The organism is Enterococcus sp. 125944, assembly GCF_051909435.1.
In the GTDB taxonomy this organism is placed as follows: Bacteria; Bacillota; Bacilli; order Lactobacillales; family Enterococcaceae; genus Enterococcus_D; species Enterococcus_D gallinarum.
Genome location: NZ_JBQASY010000016.1, coordinates 60405 through 86809, shown reverse-complemented (window position 1 = coordinate 86809; position 26405 = coordinate 60405). Strand labels below are relative to the sequence as shown.

The 26405-nt window shown below is 40.6% G+C and carries 29 protein-coding genes and 1 riboswitch; of the genes, 26 read left to right on the top strand and 3 right to left on the bottom strand.

Features of this window, described 5'->3' with window-relative positions; translation table 11 throughout:
- The first annotated feature begins 45 nt into the window (after nt 1-45).
- From ACTFWY_RS13485 to ACTFWY_RS13470, 4 genes are all read left to right on the top strand, one after another.
- Entirely contained in the window at nt 46-1809 is a 1764-nt protein-coding gene (locus ACTFWY_RS13485; protein ID WP_113849006.1) for a PTS mannitol transporter subunit IICBA, read from the top strand.
- Between the two features lie 12 nt (nt 1810-1821).
- The gene (locus tag ACTFWY_RS13480; protein ID WP_003128815.1) at nt 1822-2259 is read left to right on the top strand and encodes a PTS sugar transporter subunit IIA; all 438 of its coding nucleotides are present in this window, start codon (nt 1822-1824) and stop codon (nt 2257-2259) included.
- 12 nt (nt 2260-2271) lie between these two features.
- Entirely contained in the window at nt 2272-3420 is a 1149-nt protein-coding gene (locus ACTFWY_RS13475) for a mannitol-1-phosphate 5-dehydrogenase (RefSeq protein WP_003128816.1), read from the top strand.
- Between the two features lie 132 nt (nt 3421-3552).
- On the top strand, nt 3553-3846 hold the full coding sequence (locus ACTFWY_RS13470; protein ID WP_005469722.1) for a hypothetical protein: 294 nt from the start codon (nt 3553-3555) through the stop codon (nt 3844-3846).
- A 120-nt stretch (nt 3847-3966) separates the two neighbouring features.
- On the opposite strand, the gene ACTFWY_RS13465 is transcribed toward ACTFWY_RS13470, so the two are convergent.
- A complete protein-coding gene (locus ACTFWY_RS13465; RefSeq protein WP_029487366.1) occupies nt 3967-4488 on the bottom strand; it encodes a type 1 glutamine amidotransferase domain-containing protein in 522 nt (173 codons plus the stop codon).
- A gap of 126 nt (nt 4489-4614) precedes the next feature.
- Here ACTFWY_RS13465 and ACTFWY_RS13460 point away from each other — a divergent pair, with 126 nt between their 5' ends.
- The 3 genes from ACTFWY_RS13460 to ACTFWY_RS13450 all read left to right on the top strand — a co-directional run bounded on the left by ACTFWY_RS13460 (nt 4615) and on the right by ACTFWY_RS13450 (nt 6522).
- On the top strand, nt 4615-5166 hold the full coding sequence (locus ACTFWY_RS13460; RefSeq protein ID WP_005469738.1) for a hypothetical protein: 552 nt from the start codon (nt 4615-4617) through the stop codon (nt 5164-5166).
- 169 nt (nt 5167-5335) lie between these two features.
- The gene (locus ACTFWY_RS13455; RefSeq protein WP_003128822.1) at nt 5336-5761 is read left to right on the top strand and encodes a hypothetical protein; all 426 of its coding nucleotides are present in this window, start codon (nt 5336-5338) and stop codon (nt 5759-5761) included.
- 8 nt (nt 5762-5769) lie between these two features.
- The gene (locus tag ACTFWY_RS13450; RefSeq protein ID WP_003128824.1) at nt 5770-6522 is read left to right on the top strand and encodes a DUF6681 family protein; all 753 of its coding nucleotides are present in this window, start codon (nt 5770-5772) and stop codon (nt 6520-6522) included.
- A 68-nt stretch (nt 6523-6590) separates the two neighbouring features.
- Here the strand turns inward: ACTFWY_RS13450 and ACTFWY_RS13445 are convergent, their stop codons facing one another.
- Nucleotides 6591-6998 (bottom strand): Hsp20/alpha crystallin family protein, encoded by a 408-nt coding sequence (locus tag ACTFWY_RS13445; RefSeq protein ID WP_005469744.1) that lies wholly within the window; start codon nt 6996-6998, stop codon nt 6591-6593.
- A 169-nt stretch (nt 6999-7167) separates the two neighbouring features.
- Between ACTFWY_RS13445 and ispE the strand changes: the two genes are divergently transcribed.
- The 8 genes from ispE (at nt 7168) to thiT (ending at nt 15116) form a co-directional block, all read left to right on the top strand.
- Nucleotides 7168-8019 (top strand): 4-(cytidine 5'-diphospho)-2-C-methyl-D-erythritol kinase, encoded by an 852-nt coding sequence (gene ispE / locus ACTFWY_RS13440; RefSeq protein WP_176333292.1) that lies wholly within the window; start codon nt 7168-7170, stop codon nt 8017-8019.
- Nucleotides 8020-8254: 235 nt separating this feature from the next.
- Entirely contained in the window at nt 8255-9187 is a 933-nt protein-coding gene (locus ACTFWY_RS13435; protein WP_156247643.1) for a metal ABC transporter substrate-binding protein, read from the top strand.
- Nucleotides 9188-9199: 12 nt separating this feature from the next.
- Nucleotides 9200-9880: a metal ABC transporter ATP-binding protein gene (locus tag ACTFWY_RS13430; RefSeq protein ID WP_003128829.1), complete on the top strand. Its 681-nt coding sequence runs from the start codon at nt 9200-9202 to the stop codon at nt 9878-9880.
- Nucleotides 9853-10686, top strand: coding sequence for a metal ABC transporter permease (locus ACTFWY_RS13425; protein WP_003128830.1), 834 nt, complete (start codon nt 9853-9855; stop codon nt 10684-10686). The genes ACTFWY_RS13430 and ACTFWY_RS13425 overlap by 28 nt, the downstream gene beginning before the upstream one ends.
- Before the next feature lie 136 nt (nt 10687-10822).
- Nucleotides 10823-11647: a pur operon repressor gene (gene purR, locus ACTFWY_RS13420; RefSeq protein ID WP_003128831.1), complete on the top strand. Its 825-nt coding sequence runs from the start codon at nt 10823-10825 to the stop codon at nt 11645-11647.
- A gap of 125 nt (nt 11648-11772) precedes the next feature.
- Nucleotides 11773-13161 (top strand): bifunctional UDP-N-acetylglucosamine diphosphorylase/glucosamine-1-phosphate N-acetyltransferase GlmU, encoded by a 1389-nt coding sequence (gene glmU, locus ACTFWY_RS13415; protein WP_003128832.1) that lies wholly within the window; start codon nt 11773-11775, stop codon nt 13159-13161.
- Nucleotides 13162-13262: 101 nt separating this feature from the next.
- Nucleotides 13263-14237: a ribose-phosphate diphosphokinase gene (locus ACTFWY_RS13410; RefSeq protein ID WP_003128833.1), complete on the top strand. Its 975-nt coding sequence runs from the start codon at nt 13263-13265 to the stop codon at nt 14235-14237.
- 142 nt (nt 14238-14379) lie between these two features.
- Nucleotides 14380-14481: riboswitch (TPP riboswitch) on the top strand.
- A 92-nt stretch (nt 14482-14573) separates the two neighbouring features.
- Nucleotides 14574-15116, top strand: a complete 543-nt coding sequence (gene thiT, locus ACTFWY_RS13405) for an energy-coupled thiamine transporter ThiT (RefSeq protein ID WP_409532053.1) — start codon at nt 14574-14576, stop codon at nt 15114-15116.
- Nucleotides 15117-15156: 40 nt separating this feature from the next.
- On the opposite strand, the gene ACTFWY_RS13400 is transcribed toward thiT, so the two are convergent.
- Nucleotides 15157-15939: a hypothetical protein gene (locus tag ACTFWY_RS13400; protein WP_003128835.1), complete on the bottom strand. Its 783-nt coding sequence runs from the start codon at nt 15937-15939 to the stop codon at nt 15157-15159.
- Nucleotides 15940-16168: 229 nt separating this feature from the next.
- Between ACTFWY_RS13400 and ACTFWY_RS13395 the strand changes: the two genes are divergently transcribed.
- From ACTFWY_RS13395 to rsmB, 11 genes are all read left to right on the top strand, one after another.
- Nucleotides 16169-16882, top strand: coding sequence for a class A sortase (locus tag ACTFWY_RS13395; RefSeq protein WP_003128837.1), 714 nt, complete (start codon nt 16169-16171; stop codon nt 16880-16882).
- 80 nt (nt 16883-16962) lie between these two features.
- A complete protein-coding gene (locus tag ACTFWY_RS13390; RefSeq protein WP_081131178.1) occupies nt 16963-18621 on the top strand; it encodes a patatin-like phospholipase family protein in 1659 nt (552 codons plus the stop codon).
- Complete coding sequence (locus ACTFWY_RS13385) at nt 18614-18829, top strand: YdbC family protein (RefSeq protein WP_003128839.1); 216 nt, start codon at nt 18614-18616, stop codon at nt 18827-18829. Before ACTFWY_RS13390 ends, ACTFWY_RS13385 begins: the two co-directional genes overlap by 8 nt.
- Nucleotides 18830-18842: 13 nt before the next feature.
- On the top strand, nt 18843-19727 hold the full coding sequence (locus ACTFWY_RS13380) for a YicC/YloC family endoribonuclease (protein WP_003128840.1): 885 nt from the start codon (nt 18843-18845) through the stop codon (nt 19725-19727).
- Between the two features lie 12 nt (nt 19728-19739).
- Nucleotides 19740-20021, top strand: a complete 282-nt coding sequence (locus ACTFWY_RS13375; protein WP_003128841.1) for a hypothetical protein — start codon at nt 19740-19742, stop codon at nt 20019-20021.
- Nucleotides 20022-20140: 119 nt separating this feature from the next.
- The gene (gmk, locus tag ACTFWY_RS13370) at nt 20141-20755 is read left to right on the top strand and encodes a guanylate kinase (RefSeq protein ID WP_003128842.1); all 615 of its coding nucleotides are present in this window, start codon (nt 20141-20143) and stop codon (nt 20753-20755) included.
- Nucleotides 20756-20760: 5 nt separating this feature from the next.
- Nucleotides 20761-21066, top strand: a complete 306-nt coding sequence (gene rpoZ, locus ACTFWY_RS13365; RefSeq protein WP_005469752.1) for a DNA-directed RNA polymerase subunit omega — start codon at nt 20761-20763, stop codon at nt 21064-21066.
- Nucleotides 21067-21197: 131 nt separating this feature from the next.
- Entirely contained in the window at nt 21198-23597 is a 2400-nt protein-coding gene (priA, locus tag ACTFWY_RS13360; protein ID WP_221686075.1) for a primosomal protein N', read from the top strand.
- Between the two features lie 10 nt (nt 23598-23607).
- The gene (gene def, locus ACTFWY_RS13355; RefSeq protein ID WP_003128845.1) at nt 23608-24099 is read left to right on the top strand and encodes a peptide deformylase; all 492 of its coding nucleotides are present in this window, start codon (nt 23608-23610) and stop codon (nt 24097-24099) included.
- A complete protein-coding gene (gene fmt, locus ACTFWY_RS13350) occupies nt 24092-25045 on the top strand; it encodes a methionyl-tRNA formyltransferase (RefSeq protein WP_005469753.1) in 954 nt (317 codons plus the stop codon). The genes def and fmt overlap by 8 nt, the downstream gene beginning before the upstream one ends.
- Nucleotides 25035-26393, top strand: a complete 1359-nt coding sequence (rsmB, locus tag ACTFWY_RS13345) for a 16S rRNA (cytosine(967)-C(5))-methyltransferase RsmB (RefSeq protein ID WP_081131177.1) — start codon at nt 25035-25037, stop codon at nt 26391-26393. The genes fmt and rsmB overlap by 11 nt, the downstream gene beginning before the upstream one ends.
- Nucleotides 26394-26405: the final 12 nt, after the last annotated feature.

Here is a 26405-nt window from a genome sequence, read left to right as displayed (position 1 = left end):
GCGCCTACAATCAAGGTGTAAAAACAAGTTGGGAGGAGAATGAAGATGGAACAAGTACAAGCAGACAGGAAGGCGTCTTTAAAGTCGAGGGTCCAAAAACTAGGTAGTACATTGTCGAGTATGGTAATGCCCAATATTGGCGCATTGATTGCATGGGGCGTGTTAACGGCTCTCTTTATTCCAGATGGCTATCTGCCAAATGAATCCTTTGCTTCAATGGTCGGTCCGATGCTGACTTATCTAATACCGATACTGATTGGATACACGGGCGGGAAAGTAATTGCTGGAGATCGGGGCGCAGTTGTTGGGGCAATCGCTACAATGGGGGTCATTGTGGGAACAGACATCCCAATGCTTTTAGGTGCAATGATTATGGGGCCATTAGGCGGATATACGATTAAGAAGTTCGATGAATTTTTTCAAGATAAAGTGCGGGCAGGCTTTGAGATGCTAGTCAATAATTTTTCTGCGGGTCTTCTAGGTTTTGCTTTGGCTCTGTTAGGCTTTGTTGTCATTGGACCTGTTGTAAACGCATTGACAGAAGTAATGGCAGCAGGCGTTGCAGTGATTGTCAATGCACATCTGATTCCATTAGCAAATATTTTTATTGAACCTGCCAAAATCCTATTTTTGAATAATGCCATCAATCACGGAATTCTGACTCCATTAGGTACGGAACAAGTAAGCGAGTTTGGTAAATCAATTCTATATTTATTAGAGGCAAACCCAGGGCCTGGATTAGGTGTTTTATTAGCATTCACTTTCTTTGGCAAAGGCGCGGCAAAATCATCTGCTCCAGGAGCAATCATTATCCACTTTATAGGTGGTATTCATGAAATCTATTTCCCATATGTGATGATGAAGCCATTAATGTTTTTAGCTGTTATTGCAGGAGGTGTTTCTGGGAGTTTCACTTTTCAATTATTAGGTGCAGGTTTAAGGGCACCAGCTTCTCCAGGTTCGATTATTGCTATTTTAGCGATGACACCGTTGAATTCGGTGATGAGTGTCGTCTCTGTTTTAGCAGGGATTGCTGTTGGAGCAACCATATCGTTTCTTGTGGCGGCAGCAATTCTAAAAGCCGATGCCAAAGACACTGTAGATAATTTTGATGAGAAGGTACAGGAAATACACCAAGCAAAACAGCGTTCAAAAGGAGTGGCTCTAGAATCGTTAACAGGCATTCAGAAGATTATTTTTGCCTGCGATGCTGGTATGGGTTCAAGTGCAATGGGGGCTTCCATTTTGCGTAAGAAAGTTAAAGATGCTGGTTTGGCTCAACAAGTCACTAATCAAGCAATCAATAATCTGACAGATGATGCGCATACATTGATTGTGACACAAAAAGAGTTACAAGAGCGGGCAAAATTAAAAGCACCAAATGCAACATTTGTTGCTGTAGAAAATTTTTTGAATTCTCCTAAATATAATGAGATCGTGGCCACATTGTCAGGCTCAGGAGTTGAGGAAGAGAAAAAAACGAAAGCAGTAAATTATAAGCCACTGCCTCTAGAGGAATTAAAGGGCATTCATGAAGTTATTCTTGCCCATGACGATCGTGAAGGCTCAGCGACCATGGCGAGAAAGGTTTTTCAAGACTTATTAGCGAAAGAATCTCTCTCATTATCACTTAAAAAGGTTCATATCGATAATCTAAAAGCGGATGCTTCATCATTGGTAATTACCAAAGAAGAGCTGACAAAGCAAGCGCGGTCGCTAGCACCAGATGCAGTCCATCTATCTGTCAGCAATTTGATGCGAACGTCAAACTACCAGCGTGTAATCACAACACTTAAAGAAGCTCTTTAAGGAGGAAGAAAAATGAAACTATTAGAAAAAGAAATGATTGAGCTGAATCAACAGTTTGCGAACAAAGAAGAAGCGATTCGTTATTGTGGGAAAAAACTTGTTGAGGCCGGATATGTTGATCCGGAATACGTCAACGCTATGATCGAACGAGATGCAATGTTATCTGTCTACATGGGGAATTTCATAGCTATACCACACGGGACAGATGAAGCAAAAAAATATGTCAAAAAATCTGGTATCTGCATTGTTCAAGTGCCTGAAGGCGTAAATTTCGGGACAGATGAGGATGAAAAAATCGTTACGGTATTATTTGGCATTGCTGGAATAGGTGAAGATCATTTGCAGTTGGTACAACAAATCGCTCTCTTCTGTAGCGATATCGATAATGTGGTCGAATTAGCGGATGCTTTGAGCAAAGAAGAAGTCGCCGCTAATCTAACAGTGGCATAGGAGGGGAAAAAGATGAGAGCAGTTCATTTTGGTGCAGGGAATATTGGTCGAGGGTTTATCGGAGAGATTTTGGCAGCAAACGGTTTTGAAATAACCTTTGTTGATGTAAATGAAACGATTATTGCTGCGCTTCAGCAACGTAAATCCTATACAATTGAATTAGCAGATGAGAACCGCGAACAGATTTTTATTGAACACGTGACAGGAATCAATAACGCAAAAGAACCGGATGCGGTTGTTCAAGCAATTGTCGAAGCCGATATTTTAACCACTGCCATTGGTCCTGCAGTATTGCCTCGCATTGCACCGCTCATTGCAAAAGGGCTGGATCAGCGAGCAATCAAGAAAAAGGAGCAAGCAATTGATGTCATCGCTTGCGAAAATATGATCGGTGGATCCACTTTTCTAAAAGAGGAAGTAGAAAAGTATAGCCAACAACTCGCTTACCTGGAGAATAGTGTTGGTTTTCCAGATGCAGCAGTGGATCGCATTGTTCCGATGCAACAACATGATGATCCTTTGTTGGTTCAAGTAGAACCATTTTGTGAGTGGGTAGTTCAAGAAACAGCAATGAAATCAGTGCTTCGTCTACAAGGCGTACAATACGTACCAGATCTGAAACCTTATATCGAGCGTAAATTGTTTAGTGTGAACACAGGTCATGCTACAGTAGCTTATACAGGAGCTCTACAAGGCTATGAGACCATCGATGAAGCCATGCGTGACCATCTAGTTGTGATTCAGCTGAAATCCGTTCTAGAAGAAACTGGTCAACTTTTAGTCGCCAAATGGGATTTTGATCCTGATGAACATGAACAGTATATTGAAAAAATTATTCAACGATTCAAAAATAACTACATTTCGGATGCTATTGCTCGAGTAGCCCGCACCCCTTTGCGAAAATTAAGCGCACAAGAACGATTTATCCGCCCCGTCCTTGAATTGCAAATGAGAAATGTGCAACCGTTCCATCTCTATGAAACGATTGGTATGATTTTCAACTATCATGATCCTGAGGACGAGCAAAGTCAACAATTGAGAGAGTTACTGGAAGCAGCTAATCTTTCTCAAGTGATCACAGAAGTCACAGGTGTAGAGGATCAGAGAATCATTGAGAAGATCAAACAAAACATTGAAAAATATGCTTATGTAGCTGCATGATCATTGGCTGCCGATTGCTATTCCAAATCATGGATAAGCCATCGGTAGCCAGTGTTTTTTAGTCTATTTTGACAGGAAGTTTGACCTTCTGAATCATTCACGTGATAATAAAGGGAGAAATGAGGGATCGGGATGGAGAGATGGTTTGAAGAAGCCCAACTACATGTGATTGAATTACCTATCAGTTGGCAAGATGGTCGTCCTTGTTATAGTGCGTTTATTCGAGAATTGCCAATGCTGCAGGCAGAAGGTGGTTCACGGAAAGATGTCTATCGACAATTGGCGGAAGCCTATCAGATCTATTGGGAAAAACACCAACAAACGGAAGAAGAGGAGATGACTTCTTCTTTGCTATCACTCGATGAATTACTTAAATATTATGATGGTGAGACATTTGATGGTTTTGACATTTCTATGGATGAATAGAAATATTAATTAAAAGAACTTGCGAACAAAAACAGCAGGTAAAATCGCTAAAGGATAGAAAAATAGGGAGTACGATATTCGTACACCCTATTTGTGAGTTCTTCGTTTAAAATTTAGGCTTTATTTGTTGCCTTCAAGTGCTGTTGTAATGGCTTGATTAAATGCATCCAAATCATCAGGATTACGACTAGTGATCAAATGATGCGTGTCGTCAATCACCACAGGCTCATCTTTGACAGTAGCACCTGCATATGTTAAATCTGGACGAATGGAATCATAGCCAGTCAATGTTAATTCTTTTGTCAATCCGGTTTGAATAAAGAGTTGAGGTCCATGACAGATAGCAAAAACTGGTTTTTCAGATGTCAGAAACTCTTTGGTCAAAGTGACATAGCGTTCATCTGTACGTAATTGGTCTGGAGAAAAGCCACCAGGAATCAACAAAGCATCAAAATCGGAAAAATTGATTGTATCAATAGACGCGTCAACTGCAAAAGTGGTTCCTTTTTTTCCTGTGACAGTGTCCACGCCTTCATTACTGATAATGACAACTTCATGTCCAGCATTTTCCAGTGCTTCTTTTGGTGAGGTTACTTCAATATCTTCAACTAGATCGGTAATGATAGTGGCAATTTTACTCATCAAATCTCCTCCTTAAAAATTAGCTTTTATTCATCTTCAATTTCTATGCTAACGAAGATTCATACCGCTGACAAATAATCTGTTTAGAGCAAAAATAAATTAGATAAAAAAGAAAGAGAGAAAAAAATGGCAACAATTCAATTATTTATTACAGATGAGCCGCTCGTTTTTGAAAAAGCTGTCTTGCAATTTATGGGTGAAGAGCAAATAGTCGAAAAGAATCTGAGGTTCAAAGATGCTACTATAGAATTATCAAAGGAAGTAGAATCTACATGTGTCTCATTGGTCAAGCAAGGCATTCTATGGCTGGAAGAAACAGGTGAAGAAGAAGACTACATTGACTTGCTTTATTTGGATTTTCAAAATACAACCCACTCAAAGACAACGGCATCTATTTTGTCACGACCTTTTTATCAAGTAGAAGAGACTCTCCAACCTGTTCTTGAGGAAGTTGGAGATGTGCTCGCGGAGAAATTCTTCGAAGAGTGGAGCAATCAACTAGCCGAATTGTCTGATGATGAACTGTCCTATGCTTATTTCATCGACGGTGCTCGGATCACTTTAGAATTGACTGAGCCATTTGAGCTACAAGAATCGATCTTATTAAAAGAGCTGATAGTGGATTATCACTCTGCGTTAACTCGTTCTGTACAAAAGTTTTACGAATTTCTTATTTAGAGCCTAGCAGAAGCTAGTTTTTGTTTGTAACCGAAAACATTTTTACTTTTTTTTAAATCTGTTCCGTTAATCCTTCGTAGTCTTGACCATTTCCAAGGAAAGAACTATAAAGAAAGTAAGTACTCAATGAGTGCAAAAAAGATAAGAATCAAGACAAGGATGGAAAATTATGCGAAAAGTACCTCCTATTTTGAAACCAATTGCTCTCTTGACCATTTCAACCATCATCGCTACTGCAACTGGTGTTGTGAATTCCAGTAGCTATCGGCAGTCAAATGGAACTAGTCACTCGACTGAGATTACTGAAACGACCGAAACCAGCGATGTTAGTCACTCGCAATCGGTAGACAGTCAACCTGTGTCTGAAAGCACAGAACCTTCAACATCAGCTGAAGATCATGGAGGCACTACATCTTCCACAACAAATAATCAGCGAACTGTTCCTTCATCTTCGATAGAGGATAGCTCTACACCACCAGCTACAGATGTCCCTTCTTCAGAGAACGGGCAAAGCGAGGAAACGACGCCGTCAAGTCAGGATCAGAATGCGGCTGACCAAGAAGCAGTCATCAATGAGGATCAAGAAAATGAGTAGGTGAATAAATGACTTTTTTATTAGATATGATCAATGGGATTCATAAGTTCTTAGGTTATCTGGATATTAGTCCTAAATACTTGAATCGGGCCTATACATTACTTAGTTTGATTCCAACGGCTTATATTCTGCGTATTGTTTATGGTCTCTATCTCAATCAAAATTATTTACAGATGGCTTTATACGGGATAGGATTCTGCGTGTTGCTCTATTTCTGGGTTCTAAATATTTTTTATTACTTTTTTGATAAAAATCTTAAGGTAGATATTACTCAGCTTTTTGTGAAGTATTTACCTGATGAAGTATTCAATATTGAAGGAGAAAAAATTAGCACCACACAAATCGATCGTTTATCTACAGAGAAAGCAGTTATTGATTTTGAAGAAGACTATCAACTGGTATTGGCTGACTATTTACAGAAACTCATTTCAAAAGATGAATTAGCAACGAATGCTATCGCACAAGGATTTGTGATTCCTAAAAATACCCTTTATCCCTACTACTTTGTCAAACAACGGTCAGATTCTGAATACTCGTTGCAAATTGGTACGAGCTATAGTGACTTAACAACAATTGGCCGTATTCATTGGAACGGGGAAAAAGCTTTGGAACCAGTTGGGTTGTTCATTACTGGCGGAGATTTTGTCAAAAATGATGTAAAATATCATGAACCTTATAGTTTGAAGCTTTATGTCAAAAAAGAAGAAATACCCACAGCAACAACTCGACAAGCTTATCGTCAAACTGGTAAGGCAAGGTAGAAATACAACAAAAAAGACTTCAGAAACTGATATTTCTGAAGTCTTTTTTACTTTTTGCGATAATTCAATTATTCGATTGGAATATGCTTACCTGGCGCGTCTTTGTAACTTGCCTTTGGTAAATTCAAGGAAAGGACACCATCTTCGAACCGTGCTTTGATCGCTTCTTCATCAATGTCAGGTATAGTGAATGCACGTTGATAAGCACTGCTAGATCGTTCTTTACGCAAGTAGTGACCAAGATCATCTTTCTCTTCGCTTTCTTCAATTTGGGAAGCAGAAATTGTTAGAGTATCATTCACGAAACTAACACGGATATTTTCTTTTTTTATACCAGGAAGATCAGCTTTGACTACATAATGATCTTCATATTCTTTAATATCTGTATTCATTTGTCGTTCTTGCCAGAAACTGTTCATCAATTTGCCTAATAGTTCTTCTCCACCAGGTAGATCTCTAGGAATTAGATTTGCCATAATTTCCCCTGCCTTCTTGATCAAATTTGTTACTCTTATTTTACGAGGAACGATTTCAAAGAGCAACCCAAAAGCTGATAAAGATCAAAAACAGGAGAAATATCTCAACTATCTCTAAAGAATCTGCTATGATAGAACTAGTTAACTATCAGATGATTGGGTGAATAAGATGGAAATTATTGAAAAAGCGCCTGCTAAGATAAATCTAGGACTTGATGTTTTGGGTAAGCGAGCAGACGGTTACCATGAATTGGAAATGGTGATGTCCAGTGTTGATCTAGCCGACCGTCTGATAATGGAAGAGCTAGAAGAAGATAAAATCATTATCGAAACCAATAAGGCCTTCTTGCCGATCGATAAACGCAATAATGTATATCAAGCAGCCAGTATTGTCAAAAAACGCTATGGTATCAATAAAGGTATCTTGATTCGGATTACGAAAAATATCCCTGTAGCAGCAGGCCTTGGCGGTGGCAGTACAGATTGTGCAGCAGCGCTAAGGGGGATGGACCGCTTATGGCAATTAAGTCTGACGATGCCGGAATTGATCGATATAGGAATGGAAGTAGGTACTGATGTCCCTTATTGCATTTATGGAACGACTGCGTTCATCTCTGGTAAAGGAGAGAAAGTCACGCCGTTGCGCCCGATGCCGCAGTGCTGGGTGGTCTTAGTCAAGCCCCGACTAAGTGTTTCAACAGGTAAAATTTTTCAAGAAGTTGATCTAGATCAGTTGCATCATCCAGATATTCAAGAACTTTCTGATGCAATTCTTGCTGAAGATTATCAACGAATGATTGCTGCAATGGGAAATAGTTTGGAATCGATCACGATTCCTAAGCATCCAGTCGTACAACAAATCAAGGAACGAATGATGAAATATGGCGCGGATGTGGCACTGATGACTGGAAGTGGACCGACTGTTTTTGCCTTGTGCCAGAAATACTCACGGGCTCAGCGAGTGTATAATGCTTTAAAAGGTTTTTGTGAAGAGGTTTATCTAGTTCGCACATTAAAATAGTAGGAAACAAAAGGACAAATTAAAAAGCAGATGCACACATTCAAAAAATGTGACATCTGTTTTTTGCTTAGCGGATATATGAATCAATTTTCCCGTGTTTTCCGATTTACTGGCAGAGGAACACTCTAAATCGGAAAACATACGATTTGTCTTGACGAATGAGGTTTCCTTTGGTAGAGTAATTTTTGCTGATAAATCGGATTAGTTCCGTTTTAATAAGAAAAGAGGAATCATCATGAAAAAATTACTAGCTCTATTTTTGCTTACCAGTACTGTTTTATTAGGGGCTTGCGGAAAAGGATCAGAACAAGTCGCAGAAGAAAGTCAGGATTTGCAGGTTATCACGACTTTTTATCCAATGTATGAGTTTACCAAAGAGGTTGTTGGAGATACAGGTAAAGTATCTTTGCTTATACCGGCGGGCACAGAACCCCATGATTATGAACCTAGTGCGAAAGATATGGCAAAAATTATGGATGCAGATGCTTTTGTGTACAATAGTCCGGAATTGGAAACATGGGTGCCAACAATGACAGATTCGATCGATACTGACAAAACAGTTGTGATCGAAGCGGCCAAAGAGATTGATTTAGCTGAAAATGAAGACCATGGAGAAGCAGAACATGGGACAGACGCCCATACCCATGAATTAGATCCGCATGTGTGGACAGATCCAGTAATGGCAATCAAAGAAGTTGAAACGATTCGAGATCAGTTAAGCGAGAAATTTCCAACGAAAGCAGCTACATTTAAAAAGAATGCCGCTGCTTATATTGAGCAATTGAACGCATTGGATCAAGAGTACACTGCTGCTTTGAAAGATGCGGTCAATCGAACATTTGTCACACAACATGCCGCTTTTGGATATTTGGCAAAACAATATGATCTAGTCCAAGAATCGATTGCTGGATTATCTCCAGATCAAGAACCAACTCCTAGTCGGTTAGCAGAGCTAAAAGAATATGTTGAGGATCATCAAGTCAAAGTTATCTATTTTGAAGAAAATGCTTCTTCTAAAGTCGCGGAAACTTTAGCGAATGAGACTGGGGTTGAATTGGCTGTATTGAATCCGTTAGAAAGTTTGACGGAAAAACAGATTAGTGATGGAGAATCATATCTCACAGTAATGAAGGAAAATCTGCAAGCTTTACAAAAAAGTATCAAGTAAGGAGGCACATCTGTGCGTTATATCGATGTAAAAGGACTAACGTTTTATTATGATGATGAGCCTGTATTAGAGGATATCTCTTATTTTGTTGAAGATGGGGAATTCGTCATTCTAACAGGAGAAAATGGGGCTGCAAAATCTACCTTGATTAAAGCAACATTAGGGTTGTTGAAACCATCAAAAGGAGAAGTAATACTGGCTACCAAAAACAGAGAAGGACAAAAGCTAAGTGTAGGCTATATTCCACAACAGATTGCCTCGTTCAATGTAGGCTTTCCAAGTACAGTCTTAGAATTGGTCCAATCTGGCCGTTATCCGAAAGACCGATGGTTTAAGAAGCTGACAAAGCGGGATCATGAACATGTTCGGCGAGCATTGGATGCAGTAGGTATGTGGGAAATGCGCAAAAAACGGATTGGCGAACTGTCCGGAGGGCAAAAACAGCGAATCAGTTTAGCACGTATCTTTGCGACTGATCCAGATTTATTTATTTTGGATGAACCAACGACAGGGATGGATGAGCAATCACGAAATTTATTTTATGAATTACTGCGTCACAATGCACACGATCATGGGAAATCGATTTTGATGATCACCCACGATCACGAAGATATTAAGGAGTATGCGGATCGACAAATTCGGTTGGTTCGAAAGGAGGATTCACCATGGCGTTGCTTTCATATGAATTCATGAGGCGTGCTTTTTTGGCTGCAATTTTTATTGCCGGAATCGCACCGATGCTAGGTGTGTTTCTTGTGATCCGAAGACAGTCTTTGATGGCCGATACACTCTCACATGTTTCATTAGCTGGTGTAGCATTAGGCTTTTTTCTTAATTTGAATCCAGATCTCACGACCTTATTAATCGTAATCATCGCCGCGGTCATTTTGGAATATTTACGAACACTTTATCGGAGTTATTCAGAGATCTCAATTGCGATTTTGATGTCAGGCGGTTTGGCATTAGCATTGGTCCTTATGAATCTGAGTGGAGGAAACTCAGCGACCAGTATCCAATCCTATCTCTTTGGTTCCATCGTGACAATTACTCAGGATCAAGTTTGGTTTCTAGGCTTTTTATTTTTAGCTGTATTCGTTCTCTTCTTTCTATTCAAACGTCCGATGTATGTCCTGACTTTTGACGAGGATACGGCTCATGTAGACCGTTTGCCAGTGCGGATAATGTCGATGCTTTTTAATGTTTTGACAGGGATTGCTATCGCTATGATGATTCCCATCGCTGGTGCGTTACTGATTTCTGCGATTATGGTATTGCCAGCTGCAATCAGTATGCGTTTAGGCAAGAGTTTTAATGCGGTGATTTTGATCAGTGTCTTGATTGGTCTATTCGGTATGCTGTCGGGATTGACTAGCTCTTTTTATCTCGATACACCTCCAGGCGCTACGATCACATTAGTATTTATCGGTTTGTTTTTAGTCATCAATGTGGTCAAGCGTATTGTCATTCTTTTCCAACGAAAACAACGGTTAAAACGATAAGAAACGAAAATTTTTCGTTTCTTTTTTTCTTTGATTGAATGAAAAGCGAACAATTCTTTAGATTTTCAAGATAATGCTCGCATTTATACGCAAAAAGCCTTATAATAAGACGAATAAATTAAAGGAGTGGGCATGTGTGAAAATTCGTCGAAGTGAACGATTGATAGATATGACACATTATTTATTGAATCATCCGCATGAATTGATTTCATTGTCATTTTTTTCAAAACGCTATGCTTCTGCTAAATCATCGATCAGTGAAGATCTAGCGATTATCAAAAAGACCTTCAAAGAACGTGGTACGGGAACTCTCGATACAATTCCAGGTGCAGCTGGCGGTGTTTTTTTTGTGCCTGAGATTTCAAAAGAAGAAGCCTATGCCTATGTTGAAGGGTTAGCGGAACGCCTTTCTGAGCAAGATCGACTGCTGCCTGGTGGTTACGTTTATCTCTCGGATTTGCTTGGAGAACCTGAGCTACTGCGGCAAGTAGGCCGTATCATTGCTTCGAAGTATCTGGATAAACAAATTGATGCAGTCATGACTGTTGCTACTAAAGGAGTGCCAATCGCACAAGCGGTATCTTATTATTTAAATGTTCCCTTTGTGATCGTTCGGCGAGATTCTAAAATTACGGAAGGGTCAACAGTCAGCGTGAATTATGTTTCTGGGTCATCTGAACGAATCGAGAAAATGGAATTATCAAAGCGTAGCTTAAAACGCGGTTCCAAAGTCTTAGTCGTAGATGACTTTATGAAAGGCGGCGGCACTGTGAACGGTATGAAGAGCTTGATCGAAGAATTTGAAGCTGAACTTGTTGGCATCACGGTTTTTGCGGAAGCTAAATTTAAAGGAAAACGTGCTATTTCTGATTATAGTTCGCTGCTGTTTGTTGAAGACGTTGATACTCAGACGAAAACGATCTCGGTCGTACCGGGGAATTATTTTGAAACAAAAGACTGATTTTGAATCAGTCTTTTTTAATTGGTCTAGTTGTGTTTTTCCTTATATATTGAAAACCATCCTTAGTTGGGCTAAACTGGACATATACAGAAATCAATCAGTCGGAATCGATAGGAGTGGAACACGTGGAATCACGTTTTGCAATTATACTTGCCGCAGGCAAAGGTACTAGAATGAAATCCAAGTTATACAAGGTTTTGCATCCCGTTTGCGGAAAACCTATGGTAGAACATATCATGAATCGCGTAGTGGAGACAGAACCTGATGCAATCGTAACAATCGTCGGACATGGAGCAGAAATGGTCAAGCAACAATTAGGGGACCGCAGTGAGTATGCTTTACAAGCAGAACAGTTAGGAACTGGCCATGCAGTTGTTCAAGCAGAGCCTTTCTTAAGAGAAAAACGGGGAACAACGTTAGTAATCAGTGGAGACACCCCTTTGTTAACGACTGAGACATTGAATAATCTTTTTGAGTTCCATCAGGAACAAAAAGCCTCAGCAACGATTTTAACTGCGCAAGCTGAAGATCCGACCGGATATGGTCGGATTGTACGCAATCAAATGGGTGTCGTAGAAAAAATCGTGGAACAAAAAGATGCCTCTGTGGAAGAGGCGATGATCCAAGAAATCAATACGGGAACGTATTGTTTTGACAATGAATTATTATTTGATGCATTGGCAAAATTAGATACCGATAATGCACAAGGGGAATATTATCTAACAGATATTATTGAGATCTTGAAAGCAGAAGGGAAGATTGTAGCTGCTTATCAAACGGATGATTTCAATGAGTCGTTAGGAGTCAATGATCGATTAGCGCTGGCAGAAGCGAATCGTTTGATGCGCAAGCGTATCAATCAGCAGCATATGCGCAATGGTGTGACATTGATTGACCCTGATACTACTTATATTGATGATGGCGTGGAAATTGGAGCAGACACACTGATTGAAGCTGGTGTCGTCATCAAAGGTGCAACGAAAATTGGTGAAGACTGTGTCATCACTGCATCTTCTCAAATCATAGACAGTCAAATCGGTGATGATGTAACGATCAAGGCATCTGTGGTGGAAGAAAGTCGAATCTACAACGGGGCAGATGTCGGACCAAATGCACATCTGCGTCCAAAAGCAGACATTAAAGAAAGAGCCCATATTGGTAATTTCGTAGAAATAAAAAATGCAACGATCGGTGAGGGAACAAAAGTAGGGCATCTCTCTTATGTCGGAGATGCAACGCTAGGGAAAAATATCAATGTTGGTTGCGGCGTCGTCTTTGTAAATTATGATGGCAAAAATAAATTCAAGACAGTTGTCGGAGACAATTGTTTTATCGGCTCTGGTTCGAATTTAGTGGCGCCATTGCAGATTGAGGAAGAAACCATGATCGCTGCTGGCTCTACAATCACAAAAGATATTCCTAAACATAGCATGGCGATTGCCCGAGCAAGGCAGGAAAACAAAGAAGGCTATGCAAAAAAATTGCCTTATTTGAATGAAGAAACTGCGAAATGACTTGATTTATTTAGCAAAAATGACTACTATTTACTAGGAAGAAGATTCTGGTGAACTAGTAGTCTTTTTGCCAGATGAACGCAAAGAAAGTGGAGGTTCTCATGTCAAATCATTATTTTGATCCAAGATTGAAGATTTTTTCGCTGAATTCTAATCGTCCGTTAGCTGAAAAAATCGCAGCTGCAGTAGGTGTGGAATTAGGTAAGTGTTCAGTGAACCAATTTAGCGATGGCGAGATTCAAGTCAACATTGAAGAAAGTATCCGTGGTTCACATGTCTATGTTATTCAATCCACAAGCAGTCCAGTAAACGATAACCTAATGGAGCTACTGATCATGATTGATGCCTTGAAACGTGCAAGTGCGAAAACAATCAATGTAGTGATGCCTTACTATGGTTATGCGAGACAAGACCGTAAAGCTCGTTCCCGCGAACCAATCACTGCTAAATTGGTGGCGAACATGATCGAAAAAGCTGGCGCAAATCGTATGGTTACCTTAGATCTACATGCTTCACAAATCCAAGGTTTTTTTGATATTCCTGTAGATCACTTGATGGGTGCACCATTGATTGCTAATTATTTCTTGGAAAGAGATATTCAAGGAGATGACGTTGTAGTCGTTTCACCAGACCACGGCGGAGTGACTCGTGCGCGTAAATTAGCAGAATTCTTGAAATCACCAATTGCGATCATTGATAAACGACGTCCAAAAGCAAATGTTGCTGAAGTAATGAATATCATTGGTCACGTAGAAGGCAAAACGTGTGTCTTGATCGACGACATGATCGATACGGCCGGAACAATTACTCTAGCAGCGAACGCATTAAAACAAGCTGGTGCAAAAAGTGTTTATGCTTCATGTACTCATCCTGTTTTATCAGGACCTGCTTTGCAACGGATCGAAGATTCAGCTATCGAGCACTTAGTAGTTACTGATTCAATTTTCTTGCCAGAAGATCGTAAATCTGAAAAAATTGACGAAATCAGTGTTAGTGCATTGATGGGAGAAGCAATCAAACGAATCCATGAGAATAAACCTGTTAGTCCACTGTTTGAATCAAAATTATCGATTTAAAAATGATAACCCAAAAGAAGCATCTCGTCTAGACGCGGTTGAGATGTTTCTTTTTTTATCAGAGCGAGTTTTCTTTTCTTTTTTTTATTTTGTGGTATTCTTGAAGATGACTTGCAGCAGTGCAAGCAAAATAAAATAGAATCTAATCACAAAGGGGAGTCTGAAAAGGCTGAGAATGAGAGTACTCTAAACCCTTCGTACCTGTTTCGATCATGCGAACGTAGGAATTGTGACGAGTTGAAGTGTCTAACACTTCTCCTTTGTGAATTGTGATGATTCTAAAGGAGGAGTTTTTTTGTGGGAAATGGTACAAAAATTTGGATAGAGGGAACGATTATGGCGGCACTGGCGATGGTACTATCGCTGATTCCTTTAGACTTTGGAAGTAGTTTTTCAATTTCTTTAGGACAGATTCCATTAACAATATTTGCTATCCGTAGAGGCTGGAAGCCAGGATTAATGGCCGGATTGGTTTGGGGATTGCTGCATTTCCCATTAGGTAAAGTCTGGTTTTTGAGTGTTCTTCAAGTATTGATTGAGTACCCATTTGCTTTTACATTTGTTGGTTTTGCCGGACTTTATGCAAATAAAATTCATTTGGCGATTAGAAATGGTTCGAAGGGTAGCGTGCAACGACTACTTGTACAAGCAACATTCACAGGCGCATTTGCTCGTTATTTTTGGCATTTCCTTGCCGGTTGGGTTTACTGGGGCGCATATGCTCTCTGGGGGATGAAACCTTGGCTTTTCTCTCTGGTAATGAATACCGCCAGCGGACTTGCTACGGCAATCGTCACGGCAATTATCTTACTAATTGCTTATCGAACATTCCCAGAGGTATTTGTACCTAAGGACGATTATTTAAATCGGACTGCGTAAAAAAAAGACTTGTTCTCCAAAATCAAAATAGGAGAGCAAGTCATTTTTTATCGATAAAACCAAAAGCTAGATCATCTTGATCCAATTCCAACTGCCATTCTTTTTTATTTGCAAAGTAGCGAAGCGTTGCCACTTGATAGTCTTCTTTCAGAGAGAGGTGACTATTTTTGAGCCCAGATTCCTCGACTAAGTAAATCGGGATTGTGTAGGTTTTATCGACCAATTGTTCTTGATGGAAACATAAGATGATTCCTTCCTGCATGACCCCCCGCAAGTCTTTGAGAAGATTTAAATCAAGTTTAGAGACCGGAGTAGGCTTTTTGAAGAAAGAAAGTCGATCATTTATTTTTTCTAGAACGATGTGCGTGATTTTGTCAGCCAAAATTCGGTAATATTCTTCCAGGTAGCGGTAGTAAACACGGGAACGCTGATCTTTGAGGTCGAAATAAACAAAGTTGTTTTGCAGTTTGTAGAAAAACGGAGAATGAAGATGCGTTTTCATATGCCCAAAATATAACAATTCTGAAATTTCTAGCGGTGTTAGCTCCTTTACCATTTCTAAATCATTAAAGTCGATCCATTTGATTTCTTCTGTGATCCGTCCGCGGTTGAGTTGTTGAAAGAAAAGGTGGACATCTTCAATGCCTCGGATAATCTTTAGCCCTGTATGCGACTCAAATTCACCAAATTCACTAGAGGGATCAAGCAACAATAGATTTTTTGGCTGGTGAACGATGCTCTTGTTGAAATCTTGAGCATCCACTCCGCGAGTCGAAACGGCATTGCTGGTTGTATCAATATGTACATAAATCGTGTTCGACATGCCAATTAATCCCTCCCTGATAATAAGTTCATTCTACAATAAAGTGTATCAAATTGCTTGTATCTTTTCGTTTAAAGTTATATTACAAAATAACGGAAAAAACAATTTTTAAGATTACGTTTTTTTATGAAGCAAAAAACTTTGCTTTTTTATTAAAAAAAATCCAAAATTGGCGCTTCTGCAATGATTTTGTTATGATAGGAGTAATAAAAATTGGAGACGAAAAACGATGAAAAAGAAACGAACTTTGTTCCATTGGCTCTCGAATCTATTTTTGGTCCTTTTGTTATTGATTGGTCTTGCTTTGATTTTTAATAATCAAATCAAAAATTTTCTGATCAAACACAACGGAGATGCTTACGCAGTTTCCGAGATCTCTAGAGCCGATGTCAAAAAGAATATGGAGGCAGACACTACTTTTGATTTTGATGCCGTTGAACCGGCCAGCTCAGAAGCAGTTCTTAAAGCGCAACTAAGTAACAGCACATTACCAGTGATCGGTGGTGTTGCGATACCTAGCGTAGCGATTAATTTGCCGATTTTTAAGGGGTTATCGAATGAAGCTTTGCTATATGGAGCAGGAACTCTTAGCCCAACACAAAAAATGGGCGAAGGAAATTATGCACTAGCTAGCCATCGTGCGCAGTCGCCAGACCTTTTGTTCACACCTTTAGATGATGTGGCTATTGGCGCAACAATTTATATTACGGATTTAGAAAATATTTATACATATACAGCAACTTCAACCGTGCGGGTTCAACCAACAGATGTTTATTTATTGGATGAAGTAGCAGGGAGAAAAATGATCACATTAATTACATGTGGTGAAATGGGTGGAGTAACCAGACGTGTGGTTCAGGGTGATCTTGAATCGGTTACACCAGTTGCTGATGCGACAGACGAGATGCGGGCCGCATTCAATATGGAACAGCGGACTTTTTAAATGATAAGAATACCACGAATGATGTCAGAAATTTTCATTGATCATCCGTGGTTTCTTTTTTGCATTTGAGGAGGAGTCGGATGAAGACAACAAAAATTTATTTTTCTGATTTATATGTATCCCAAGATGTGTTTCAACAAAGCCGACTAGTTTTCCCTTTTTTTTCTAGTCATTCGGAGGCGCGAGCCGCTTTTCAATCAGTGGTCAACGAACAGGGGTGGCGATTGACGAATCAACACGGCACAGTCTATCTGTCTTGTGTCCATGAAGGGCCGCTTCTGACCATTCAGAATTTGTTGCAGGTGCCAAGTGATGCATTTACTTGGGAGACACTTGTTTCGATGACTGAGAGTTTTGCTAGAAGCCGTTTCGTAGACCAGATACTTTGGGAAATGACAAGAAACCCCATCATGGATCAGTGGTTTGTGGGACGTGGATATGGTAGGGTGACACAGGGGTACCACAAGCAACTGGACTACCATACAGCTTTCGTCCTAGGTGGAGGAGGCGCCCATGGCGCCTATCAAATTGGCGTATGGCAAGCGCTGAAAAAACATGGAATCATATTTGAGTGGGTAGCGGGGACGTCAGTTGGTGCATTGAATGGTGCATTGGTTTTAATGGACGATATTGAAGCTGCTGAGCAATTATGGACGAATATTTCTAGTGAACAGGTCCTCCAATACCCAAAAGCTGCTGCTAAAAAAGAAACCTTATTAGATATGATGGAGCAATTACGCTCACTCGTAAAGACAGCACTTAAAGACAATGGTGCGAGTACAAAACCATTAGCACAGCTGTTAGCAGCGACTTTTGATGCAGAAAAATTTAATGCCAGCAAAAGCCAGCTCTTACTTTGTACGACTCGTCTGCCGGATTTCAAAGAGGTTGTTTATCAGTTTGATTCCAGCAAAATTGATTATAGTTTGCAATGGTTGCTAGCATCAGCGTCTTTTTATCCAGCAATGCAGGCACAATTGATTGATGGGATCTATTATATTGATGGAGGGTACCGCAACAATCTGCCAATTGATGTAGCCATTGAGCGAGGCGCTACAGAAGTCATTGCCGTCGATGTCCAAGGGCCTGGAATCAATAAGAAGGTTCAGGTCTCAGAATCAATTGCGCAGATTCAAATTGCTTCACCTTGGACTCTAGGTAGTTTTTTGATTTTTGATGCCAAACGTTCTCTAGAAAACATGACTCTTGGGTATTTAGAAACGATGAAATACTTTGGCAAGTTCAGTGGCTATTGGTATACTTTTGATGAAGAGGTCTTCAACGATTCGTGGAAGCCATTCGTTCATTTGCTTCGACAAGATGCACCGCGATTGTACGCATTTATGAAAAAAAAGGAATTTTGGAAGAAAGTGCGTAAGTTATATCAGCAAGAGGTCCCCTTGGAAATTTGTGGGCGCGTCTTTTTTGAATGCATAGGCAGATTACTACATCTTACACCGACCGTCATTTATACAAAGGAATCTTTCCTGCAAGCGATACGTGAGAAAATCATGACAGAACCAACGAAAGAAACAGAAGTATGGTCAGTGTCAGAATGGTTGTATTACTATCGCGAACAGTTCTTTTTGTTATCTGAACAAAAACGGTTCTTGTTTTTCTATCGAACCCAACAAATTGAAACACCGGCATTTCAGCAGATTCGTGCGCGGTATCCAGAATTGGCTGTGCTGTCAGCCTATCTGGCTTATTTTTTAAAAGGAGAGGAACACAATGGATAATTTTTCTTATGAGATCGTAGAGGAGATCGCCGTTCTTTCGGAAAATCCTAAAGGTTGGCGTAAAGAGCTTAATTTAGTCAGCTGGAATGGTCGCCCGCCTAAGTTTGACTTGCGTGACTGGAGTCCAGGACATGAAAAAATGGGTAAAGGCTTAACATTATCAAATGAAGAATTCACCGAATTAAAAAAAGCACTGCTTTCTATGTGAAAGGAAGAAATGAATGAAAAGCATGACAGGTTTTGGAAAAGGGAATGGAGAAACAGCTGATTATCAAATAGAGATTGAGATTAAAAGTGTCAATCAGCGATTTATGGATTTGCAGTTGCGCATGCCCAAACAATTGAATGATTTGGAAGCACTAATTCGACAAGAAGTCAAAAAAGTATTACAGCGTGGTCGGGTGGAGCTTTATCTGACATTGAACGAAAAGAATGCGGCTCATAAAGAAGTTATAGTCCAATGGGATTTATTGGTGCCTTTTTTGAAGCAGGTCGAAGAAGAAGCTGCTCAAAGGTTGGATATAAAAGAGCTGTCGAAAAAAAATCTTTTGGAAAAATTAATCGTCCATGAAGCATTTCTTGATATCCGAGAAAAACAACAAGAAGATACCCAGTTAGAGCAAGGTGTGTTAGATGCTTTGTCTCAGGCTCTAACAGCTATCGATCAAAGCCGTGAAATTGAAGGACAAGGGATTTATCAAGTGTTAAAAGAAAATCAGCAGCAATTACTTGGTAAAATCATGGAATTACAGACGTTTATTGCCGTTTATGAAGCCGATCATCGCCAACGTTTTGAGAAAAAGCTGACGGAATATTTAGGCGAGCAAGTAGATCAAGAACGTTTGTTGACCGAGATGGCCATTCTGTTGGAACGGGGAGATATTCATGAAGAGTTGGATCGAATGATGATTCATTTAGATTCTATGACTACTTTGTTAGAGGCAAAATCGCCGATCGGCCGGGAGCTGGATTTTTTGATTCAAGAAATGAACCGAGAAGTAAATACTATAGGTTCCAAGTCAAGCCCAATTGAAATCAAGAACAGTGTAGTACAGATGAAGACGATTATTGAAAAAATAAGAGAACAAGTCCAAAATATCGAATAGGAGTGATCAACAATGAAATACTATGATATTACTTTTCATGAATTAAGCGGAAAAAACGTCATTAAGCGGAGCGTCCCATCAGATAAAGCAAACTTTGATGCTTGGCAAGATGCTTGTGTCGCGATTGATCAAGAGTTCTTGCAAATTTTGGTCAATGGAAATGCGGTATCGTTGAATCGTCGGTATATCGTTCGGATTGATTGCCAGGAAGTAGAAGATCCTACGGAGAAAGCTATCACGACAAAAGATGAGTTGGCAGGTGTGATCAATACGCTAAGCAACATGGGGTTCTAAAAGTAGGAGAGATGAGTAGTAATTTCATGAATTTCCCATTATAATAAAGTAGTTCTTGAAAGTTGCTGAAAAAAAGTGCAAAATAGACGTTAAGCAAAAGTCAGTGAAAGGACGTCATTATGTCAGAGCGAGGATTACTAATAGTTTTATCAGGACCTTCCGGTGTAGGCAAGGGCACTGTGCGAAAAGCAATTTTTGAAAGTGATGACAACGATTTTCAATATTCTGTTTCGATGACAACACGCAACAAGCGTGAAGGTGAGATCGAAGGCGTTGATTATTATTTCCGCACCCGTGAGGAATTTGAAGCCTTGATCGAAGCAGGCGAAATGTTGGAATATGCAGAATACGTTGGCAATTACTACGGCACCCCGTTGTCTTATGTTCAAAAAACATTGGACCAAGGGAAAGATGTTTTCTTGGAAATCGAAGTTCAAGGAGCTAAACAAGTCAAAGAAAAAGTGCCTGATGGGGTCTTTATTTTTCTTACCCCACCTGATTTAGCAGAGCTACGCTCACGTATCACTGGCAGGGGGACAGATTCTGCTGAAGTGATCGATGAACGAATGCGTGTTGCCAGAGAAGAAATCGAAATGATGGCTTTATATGACTACGCAGTCGTAAATGATGAAGTATCTAAAGCAGTACAACGGATTCGAGAAATTATATCAAGTGAACATTTTCGCGTTGATCGAGTAATCGGCAAGTATATCAAAATGTTAGAGGAGCTGTAAAACGAATGATGTTAAAACCTTCAATCGATTCATTATTGGATCGTGTGAACTCAAAGTATTCCCTTGTGATTTTAGCCAGCAAACGCGCGCATGAACTAGATGCAGGCGCCCAAGCAACATTGGAACAATTTGATTCGGTGAAAAGCGTAGGACAAGCATTGGAAGAAATCGAAGCAGAGCTTGTTGTTAATGATCCGCATCCAGAAATCAAACGTGCTCGCTTGAAAATGGAACAAGAAGAGCGCAAAGCGCAAAAAGACCAAGAGCAAAAAGAACTGGAAGCCCGGATTCGTGACGAACAGAATCTGTAGACAATTAAAAAAGCTAGAGCACAATGCGTGTTCTGGCTTTTTCTTTTGAGTCGATAGCCGTTAAATTTTCGTAAGGTTTACAGACAAATGTCTGTCATTTTAGTAAAATAAAGCCTGGAGGAGGAGAGAAGATGACCTATGCAGCAGAAGTGATCGTAGATGTACCAACGATGCAGACAGATCAACCTTTTACATATGAAATACCTGAATATTTGCGCGCTGTAGCAGAGACTGGCATGCGAGTCGAAGTGCCATTTGGTAATGGGGATCGGCATATCCAAGGCTTTATCGTAGGATTGACGGATACACCGCCAGGTCAACCATTGAAACCTATTCTTCGCTTGCTGGATCTTTCTCCTGTGGTGAATGAAGAATTATTACAGTTAGCTGATTACATGAAAAAAACGACATTTGCTTTTAAGATTACCTGCTTGCAGACCATGTTGCCTAGTGTGATGAAAGCAGAATACCAGAAGAATATTCTTTTATTGGATGATACGCACCCAATAAAAGCGCATTTTCCTGAGACGAATAGCCTGAGCTGGCAAGCTGCTGAGGAAGCGGGATTATTGTCACAATTGAAAGTATTGCGTGAAGAAGCAGTCGTTGAATTGCAATATGTGGTAAAAAATAAAAATAAAGCCAAGAAAATCCGTATGGTGAAACGCCTGATCTCTCCAGAAGCAATTCCAGAGGCAATGAAGCAAATCAGGAAAGGGGCTAAACGGCAACAACAACTATTGACAGTCTTACAAGAATCTGATCAGCTTCCTGTTTCATTTTTTGCAGAAGCAGGCATTTCGACAGCTGTCTTGAATCAAGGGCAAGCATTAGGCTGGCTTGAATTTCATGAGGTTGAGACATATCGGGACCCCTTCAAAGATCGATCATTTCCCCAAACTGCAGCATTAGCATTGAACGAAGAACAAACCGATGCGGTTTCAAAAATTCTGTCAGCAGCAAAAAGACAAGAGGCACAAACCTTTCTTTTAGAAGGCATCACTGGCAGTGGGAAGACAGAAGTCTATCTTCAAACGATCGCTGAGCTGTTGGAACAAAAAAAGACTGCCATTATGCTGGTGCCAGAGATTGCTTTAACCCCACAAATGGTGGAACGATTCAAGAGCCGCTTAGGTAACGCTGTGGCTGTGCTTCACAGTGGACTGTCACAAGGGGAAAAATATGATGAATGGCGAAAAATTGAACGGGGAGAAGCCCAAGTAGTAGTCGGCGCACGTTCAGCTATTTTTGCTCCTTTAAAAAACATTGGCGTCATTATTGTCGATGAGGAACATGAAGCAAGCTATAAGCAGGAGGAGGCACCAAGATATCATGCGCGTGATTTAGCGATATGGCGCGGAGGATATCATCATTGTCCTGTTGTTTTGGGGAGTGCCACTCCCTCTCTCGAGTCACGGGCTCGGGCGCAAAAAGGCGTTTATCAATTGTTGCGTTTGAATCAACGAGCAAAACTCAGTGCTCGTTTGCCGCAGATCAATGTAGTAGATATGCGGGAAGAATTTGCCAACAAAAACTACCAGACCTTTTCTCGCCAATTACAGGAAAAAATTCAAGATCGCTTAGATAAACAAGAACAAATCGTTTTGCTGCTGAATAGACGCGGGTATTCTTCTTTTGTTATGTGTCGTGATTGCGGGTATGTTCTGCCTTGTCCGAACTGTGATATTTCTTTGACGCTTCATATGGATACCAAGACGATGCGCTGTCATTATTGCGGGCATGAAGAAAAGATCCCTCACCGCTGTCCTAGTTGTCATGCAGATAAGATCCGTTACTATGGAATAGGTACGCAGAAAGTTGAAGAAGAACTAATTGCTAGATTTCCAGAAGCACGGGTATTGCGGATGGATGTGGATACTACCCGCAAAAAAGGAGCACATGAAAAAATACTTACTTTATTTGGCGAAAAGAAAGCAGACATTTTACTAGGAACACAAATGATTGCCAAAGGGTTAGACTTTCCGGATATTACATTGGTAGGGGTCTTAAATGCTGACACAGCATTGAATCTGCCAGATTTTCGTTCTAGTGAACGAACATTTCAATTGCTGACGCAAGTAAGCGGCCGAGCTGGCCGGGCGGAGAAAGCCGGCGAAGTAATCATTCAGACATTTAATCCGGAACACTATGCGATTCAGCTAGCACAAACCCAAAACTATGAAGCTTTTTACCAACAAGAAATGTGGGTTCGGCATCAAAGCGGATATCCCCCTTATTACTACACGGTAAAAATTACCTGCAGTCATCTCGAAGAGCAGGCAGCTGCCCAAAAGATGTTTGCCATTTACCAAGAAGTACAAAAAGAATTATCGGGTCAAAGTATTTTGCTTGGACCGGCACCTAGCGCGATCATGCGTGTCAAAAATCGCTATTACTACCAACTGATTATTAAATACAAAAATGAACCACATTTGCCTGAACTGTTGACCCGGTTATTGGAACAAAGTCAGATCGATCAGCGAAAAGGACTCTATGTTTCCATTGACCAAGAACCGTTGAATTTTATTTAAAGGAGATATTATGCGCTATCCGATTATTATTCATCCCGACGATCAGCTTCGTCGAAAACCAAAACCGGTATCTATGATTACAGATGAGCTGGTACAACTACTAGAAGACATGTATGAAACAATGGTGGCGCATGACGGCGTAGGTATTGCGGCCCCTCAGATTGGTAAAAACCTGCAAGTGGCAATCGTTGAAGTAGATGAAGAGGATCGTTTCGAACTGATTAATCCAGAAATCATCGAGTCATCAGGAGAATCTGTTGATGTAGAAGGGTGCTTGAGTATTCCTCATACCTATGGTACGGTCAAGCGAGCAGATGAGATTACGGTTCGCTACTTTGACCGTGAAGGAGAAGAAATGGAGGTTCAAGCTTTTGGCTACTTGGCTCGGGCTATCCAGCATGAGATTGATCATCTGAATGGTGTCTTATTTATTGATAAAATGATCGATAAGATCCCAGAATCTGAACTAGAACAATATATGGAGGAACACGAAAATGACTAAAGTTGTCTTTATGGGAACCCCCGCGTTTTCTGTACCAATCTTAGAAGGATTGCTGGCAGAAGGCTATGAAATTGCAGCGGTAGTGACCCAACCGGATCGGCCCGTAGGTCGAAAACGAGTAATCACGCCAACGCCTGTCAAAGAAGCAGCATTGAAGCACCAATTGTTGGTTTTGCAACCAGAAAAAATCAGCGGTTCACCTGAAATGGAAACGATCAAAGAATTAGCACCAGACATTTTAGTCACTGCGGCCTTTGGCCAATTTTTACCGGAAAAGCTGTTGCAAGTACCAAAATTTGGAGCGATCAATGTCCATGCCTCCTTATTACCAAAGTATCGGGGTGGTGCCCCAGTGCACTATGCCATCATGGAAGGCGAACCGGAAACAGGTGTCACCATCATGGAAATGATTAAAAAAATGGATGCTGGGGGTATTTTTTCTCAAGCTAAACTGCCGATCACTAATCAAGACGATGTGGGGACTATGTTTGAGAAATTAAGTTTATTGGGTAAAGAATTACTGCTGAAAACATTACCCAAAATCCTATCAGGAGAACTGAAACCAATGCCTCAAGCTGAAGAGCAGGCAACATTCTCCCCCAATATTACGCAAGAACAAGAAGCAATTGATTGGACAAAGACAGCACAGGAGATCGACAATCAGGTCCGAGGGATGCGACCGTGGCCAATTGCTTTTACGACTTACCAAGGGAGCCGTTGGAAGATTTGGTCAGTAGCAGTAGTCGATGAAACAACAGATGCCGCGCCAGGAACCATCATACAACGAACGAAAAAGGCGCTATGGATCGCTTGTGGTCAACAGACAGTTTTAGCTTTAGAAGAGCTACAACCAGCTGGAAAAGGTCGTCAATCCATTGCGGCTTTTCTAAATGGCACTGGGCAACACATTCAACTAGGTGATAAGGTTGGTACTCATGAAGCGTAAAATAGGAAAAATCCAATATACTGTTCGCTTTGTTGCATTAGAGGCCTTAGTTCGTATCGAAAGAGGCGGTGCCTATTCGAACTTATTATTGAGAGAACTGATGAATCAAGGCCGTTTAAATGATAAAGATGGACGTTTATTGACAGAAATGGTCTATGGAACCATTAGTCGGCAGCTGCTATTGGATTATTATTTAGCGAACTTTATCAAGAATGCAAAAAAAGTCGATCCATGGGTCAGATCATTATTGCGTCTTTCTCTTTACCAAATGCTGTACTTGGACAAAGTACCTAATCATGCTATTTTAAATGAGGCCGTGGAAATCGCGAAAGCAAAAGGAAATCCAGGGATCGGAAAATTTGTTAACGGCGTGTTGCGTACGATTCAAAGAGAGGGTGTGCCGGCACTTGATCAAATCAAAGATCCCTTGGAGCGGTTAGCTATAGAAATCAGTATGCCATTATGGCTAACTGAAAGATTCGTAGCGCAGATCGGCAGCGATAAAACCCGGGAGTTAGGGCTGTCTTTACTAGTACCTAGCCATGCTAGTGGACGCCTTGATCTACAAAGAATTACTCGCAACGAAGCCATCCTTCAACTACAGGAAGAAGGGATCGAAGCTCGAGAAAGCCAACTATCTCCGTATGGGATTGTGGCTGATAAAGGATTTTTAGCCGGCTCTTCTTTATATCATAACGGATTATTGACAATACAAGATGAAAGTTCGATGTTAGTAGCACCAGCACTGCACATTGCACCAGAGCACCAAGTATTGGATGCTTGTGCAGCGCCTGGAGGTAAAACAACCCATATCGCGTCCTTTCTATCTGCAGAAGCAGGTGGGAAAGTCACTGCGTTGGATATTCATCCTCATAAAGTTAAATTGATCACTGAAAATGCTGAAAGACTTGCAGTTTCAGAGGTGGTTCAAGCGGAAGTGATGGATGCAAGGGAAGTCGCTCAACATTTTGAGGAACAACAGTTTGATCGAATCTTAGTGGATGCTCCTTGCTCCGGTCTAGGATTGATGCGTCGTAAACCAGACATCAAATACAACAAGCAGGCAGCTGATCTAGAGCGTTTACCCGAAATTCAGTTAGCGATTTTAGAAAGTGCCGCCCCAACGCTAAAAAATTCGGGTATAATGATCTACAGTACATGCACTATAATGCTAGAAGAAAATCAGGCAGTAGTGGAGGCATTCTTAGCGGATCATCCAGAATTCGAACGAATCGATGTATCGGTAAATGCTGATATTGCTGCGAATATCAATGATCAGATGCTAACGATTTATCCGCAAGATTTTATGACAGATGGCTTTTTCATAAGCTGCCTTCGCAAAAAGTAATGAGGTGAAAAG

Excerpts from the sequence above, each read along its gene's own strand:
- ACTFWY_RS13375 (WP_003128841.1), top strand. The coding sequence starts at position 19,740 with ATGAAATACTATGATATTACTTTTCATGAATTAAGCGGAAAAAACGTC.
- ACTFWY_RS13460 (WP_005469738.1), top strand. The coding sequence starts at position 4,615 with ATGGCAACAATTCAATTATTTATTACAGATGAGCCGCTCGTTTTTGAA.
- ACTFWY_RS13425 (WP_003128830.1), top strand. The coding sequence starts at position 9,853 with ATGGCGTTGCTTTCATATGAATTCATGAGGCGTGCTTTTTTGGCTGCA.
- ACTFWY_RS13395 (WP_003128837.1), top strand. The coding sequence starts at position 16,169 with ATGAAAAAGAAACGAACTTTGTTCCATTGGCTCTCGAATCTATTTTTG.
- ACTFWY_RS13435 (WP_156247643.1), top strand. The coding sequence starts at position 8,255 with ATGAAAAAATTACTAGCTCTATTTTTGCTTACCAGTACTGTTTTATTA.
- ACTFWY_RS13480 (WP_003128815.1), top strand. The coding sequence starts at position 1,822 with ATGAAACTATTAGAAAAAGAAATGATTGAGCTGAATCAACAGTTTGCG.
- ACTFWY_RS13390 (WP_081131178.1), top strand. The coding sequence starts at position 16,963 with ATGAAGACAACAAAAATTTATTTTTCTGATTTATATGTATCCCAAGAT.
- ACTFWY_RS13385 (WP_003128839.1), top strand. The coding sequence starts at position 18,614 with ATGGATAATTTTTCTTATGAGATCGTAGAGGAGATCGCCGTTCTTTCG.
- ACTFWY_RS13400 (WP_003128835.1), bottom strand. The coding sequence starts at position 15,939 with ATGTCGAACACGATTTATGTACATATTGATACAACCAGCAATGCCGTT.
- ACTFWY_RS13380 (WP_003128840.1), top strand. The coding sequence starts at position 18,843 with ATGAAAAGCATGACAGGTTTTGGAAAAGGGAATGGAGAAACAGCTGAT.
- thiT (WP_409532053.1), top strand. The coding sequence starts at position 14,574 with ATGGCGGCACTGGCGATGGTACTATCGCTGATTCCTTTAGACTTTGGA.
- rpoZ (WP_005469752.1), top strand. The coding sequence starts at position 20,761 with ATGATGTTAAAACCTTCAATCGATTCATTATTGGATCGTGTGAACTCA.
- def (WP_003128845.1), top strand. The coding sequence starts at position 23,608 with ATGCGCTATCCGATTATTATTCATCCCGACGATCAGCTTCGTCGAAAA.
- ACTFWY_RS13445 (WP_005469744.1), bottom strand. The coding sequence starts at position 6,998 with ATGGCAAATCTAATTCCTAGAGATCTACCTGGTGGAGAAGAACTATTA.
- fmt (WP_005469753.1), top strand. The coding sequence starts at position 24,092 with ATGACTAAAGTTGTCTTTATGGGAACCCCCGCGTTTTCTGTACCAATC.
- rsmB (WP_081131177.1), top strand. The coding sequence starts at position 25,035 with ATGAAGCGTAAAATAGGAAAAATCCAATATACTGTTCGCTTTGTTGCA.
- ACTFWY_RS13410 (WP_003128833.1), top strand. The coding sequence starts at position 13,263 with ATGTCAAATCATTATTTTGATCCAAGATTGAAGATTTTTTCGCTGAAT.
- ACTFWY_RS13470 (WP_005469722.1), top strand. The coding sequence starts at position 3,553 with ATGGAGAGATGGTTTGAAGAAGCCCAACTACATGTGATTGAATTACCT.
- priA (WP_221686075.1), top strand. The coding sequence starts at position 21,198 with ATGACCTATGCAGCAGAAGTGATCGTAGATGTACCAACGATGCAGACA.
- ACTFWY_RS13455 (WP_003128822.1), top strand. The coding sequence starts at position 5,336 with ATGCGAAAAGTACCTCCTATTTTGAAACCAATTGCTCTCTTGACCATT.
- gmk (WP_003128842.1), top strand. The coding sequence starts at position 20,141 with ATGTCAGAGCGAGGATTACTAATAGTTTTATCAGGACCTTCCGGTGTA.
- ispE (WP_176333292.1), top strand. The coding sequence starts at position 7,168 with ATGGAAATTATTGAAAAAGCGCCTGCTAAGATAAATCTAGGACTTGAT.
- ACTFWY_RS13485 (WP_113849006.1), top strand. The coding sequence starts at position 46 with ATGGAACAAGTACAAGCAGACAGGAAGGCGTCTTTAAAGTCGAGGGTC.
- ACTFWY_RS13450 (WP_003128824.1), top strand. The coding sequence starts at position 5,770 with ATGACTTTTTTATTAGATATGATCAATGGGATTCATAAGTTCTTAGGT.
- ACTFWY_RS13475 (WP_003128816.1), top strand. The coding sequence starts at position 2,272 with ATGAGAGCAGTTCATTTTGGTGCAGGGAATATTGGTCGAGGGTTTATC.
- ACTFWY_RS13465 (WP_029487366.1), bottom strand. The coding sequence starts at position 4,488 with ATGAGTAAAATTGCCACTATCATTACCGATCTAGTTGAAGATATTGAA.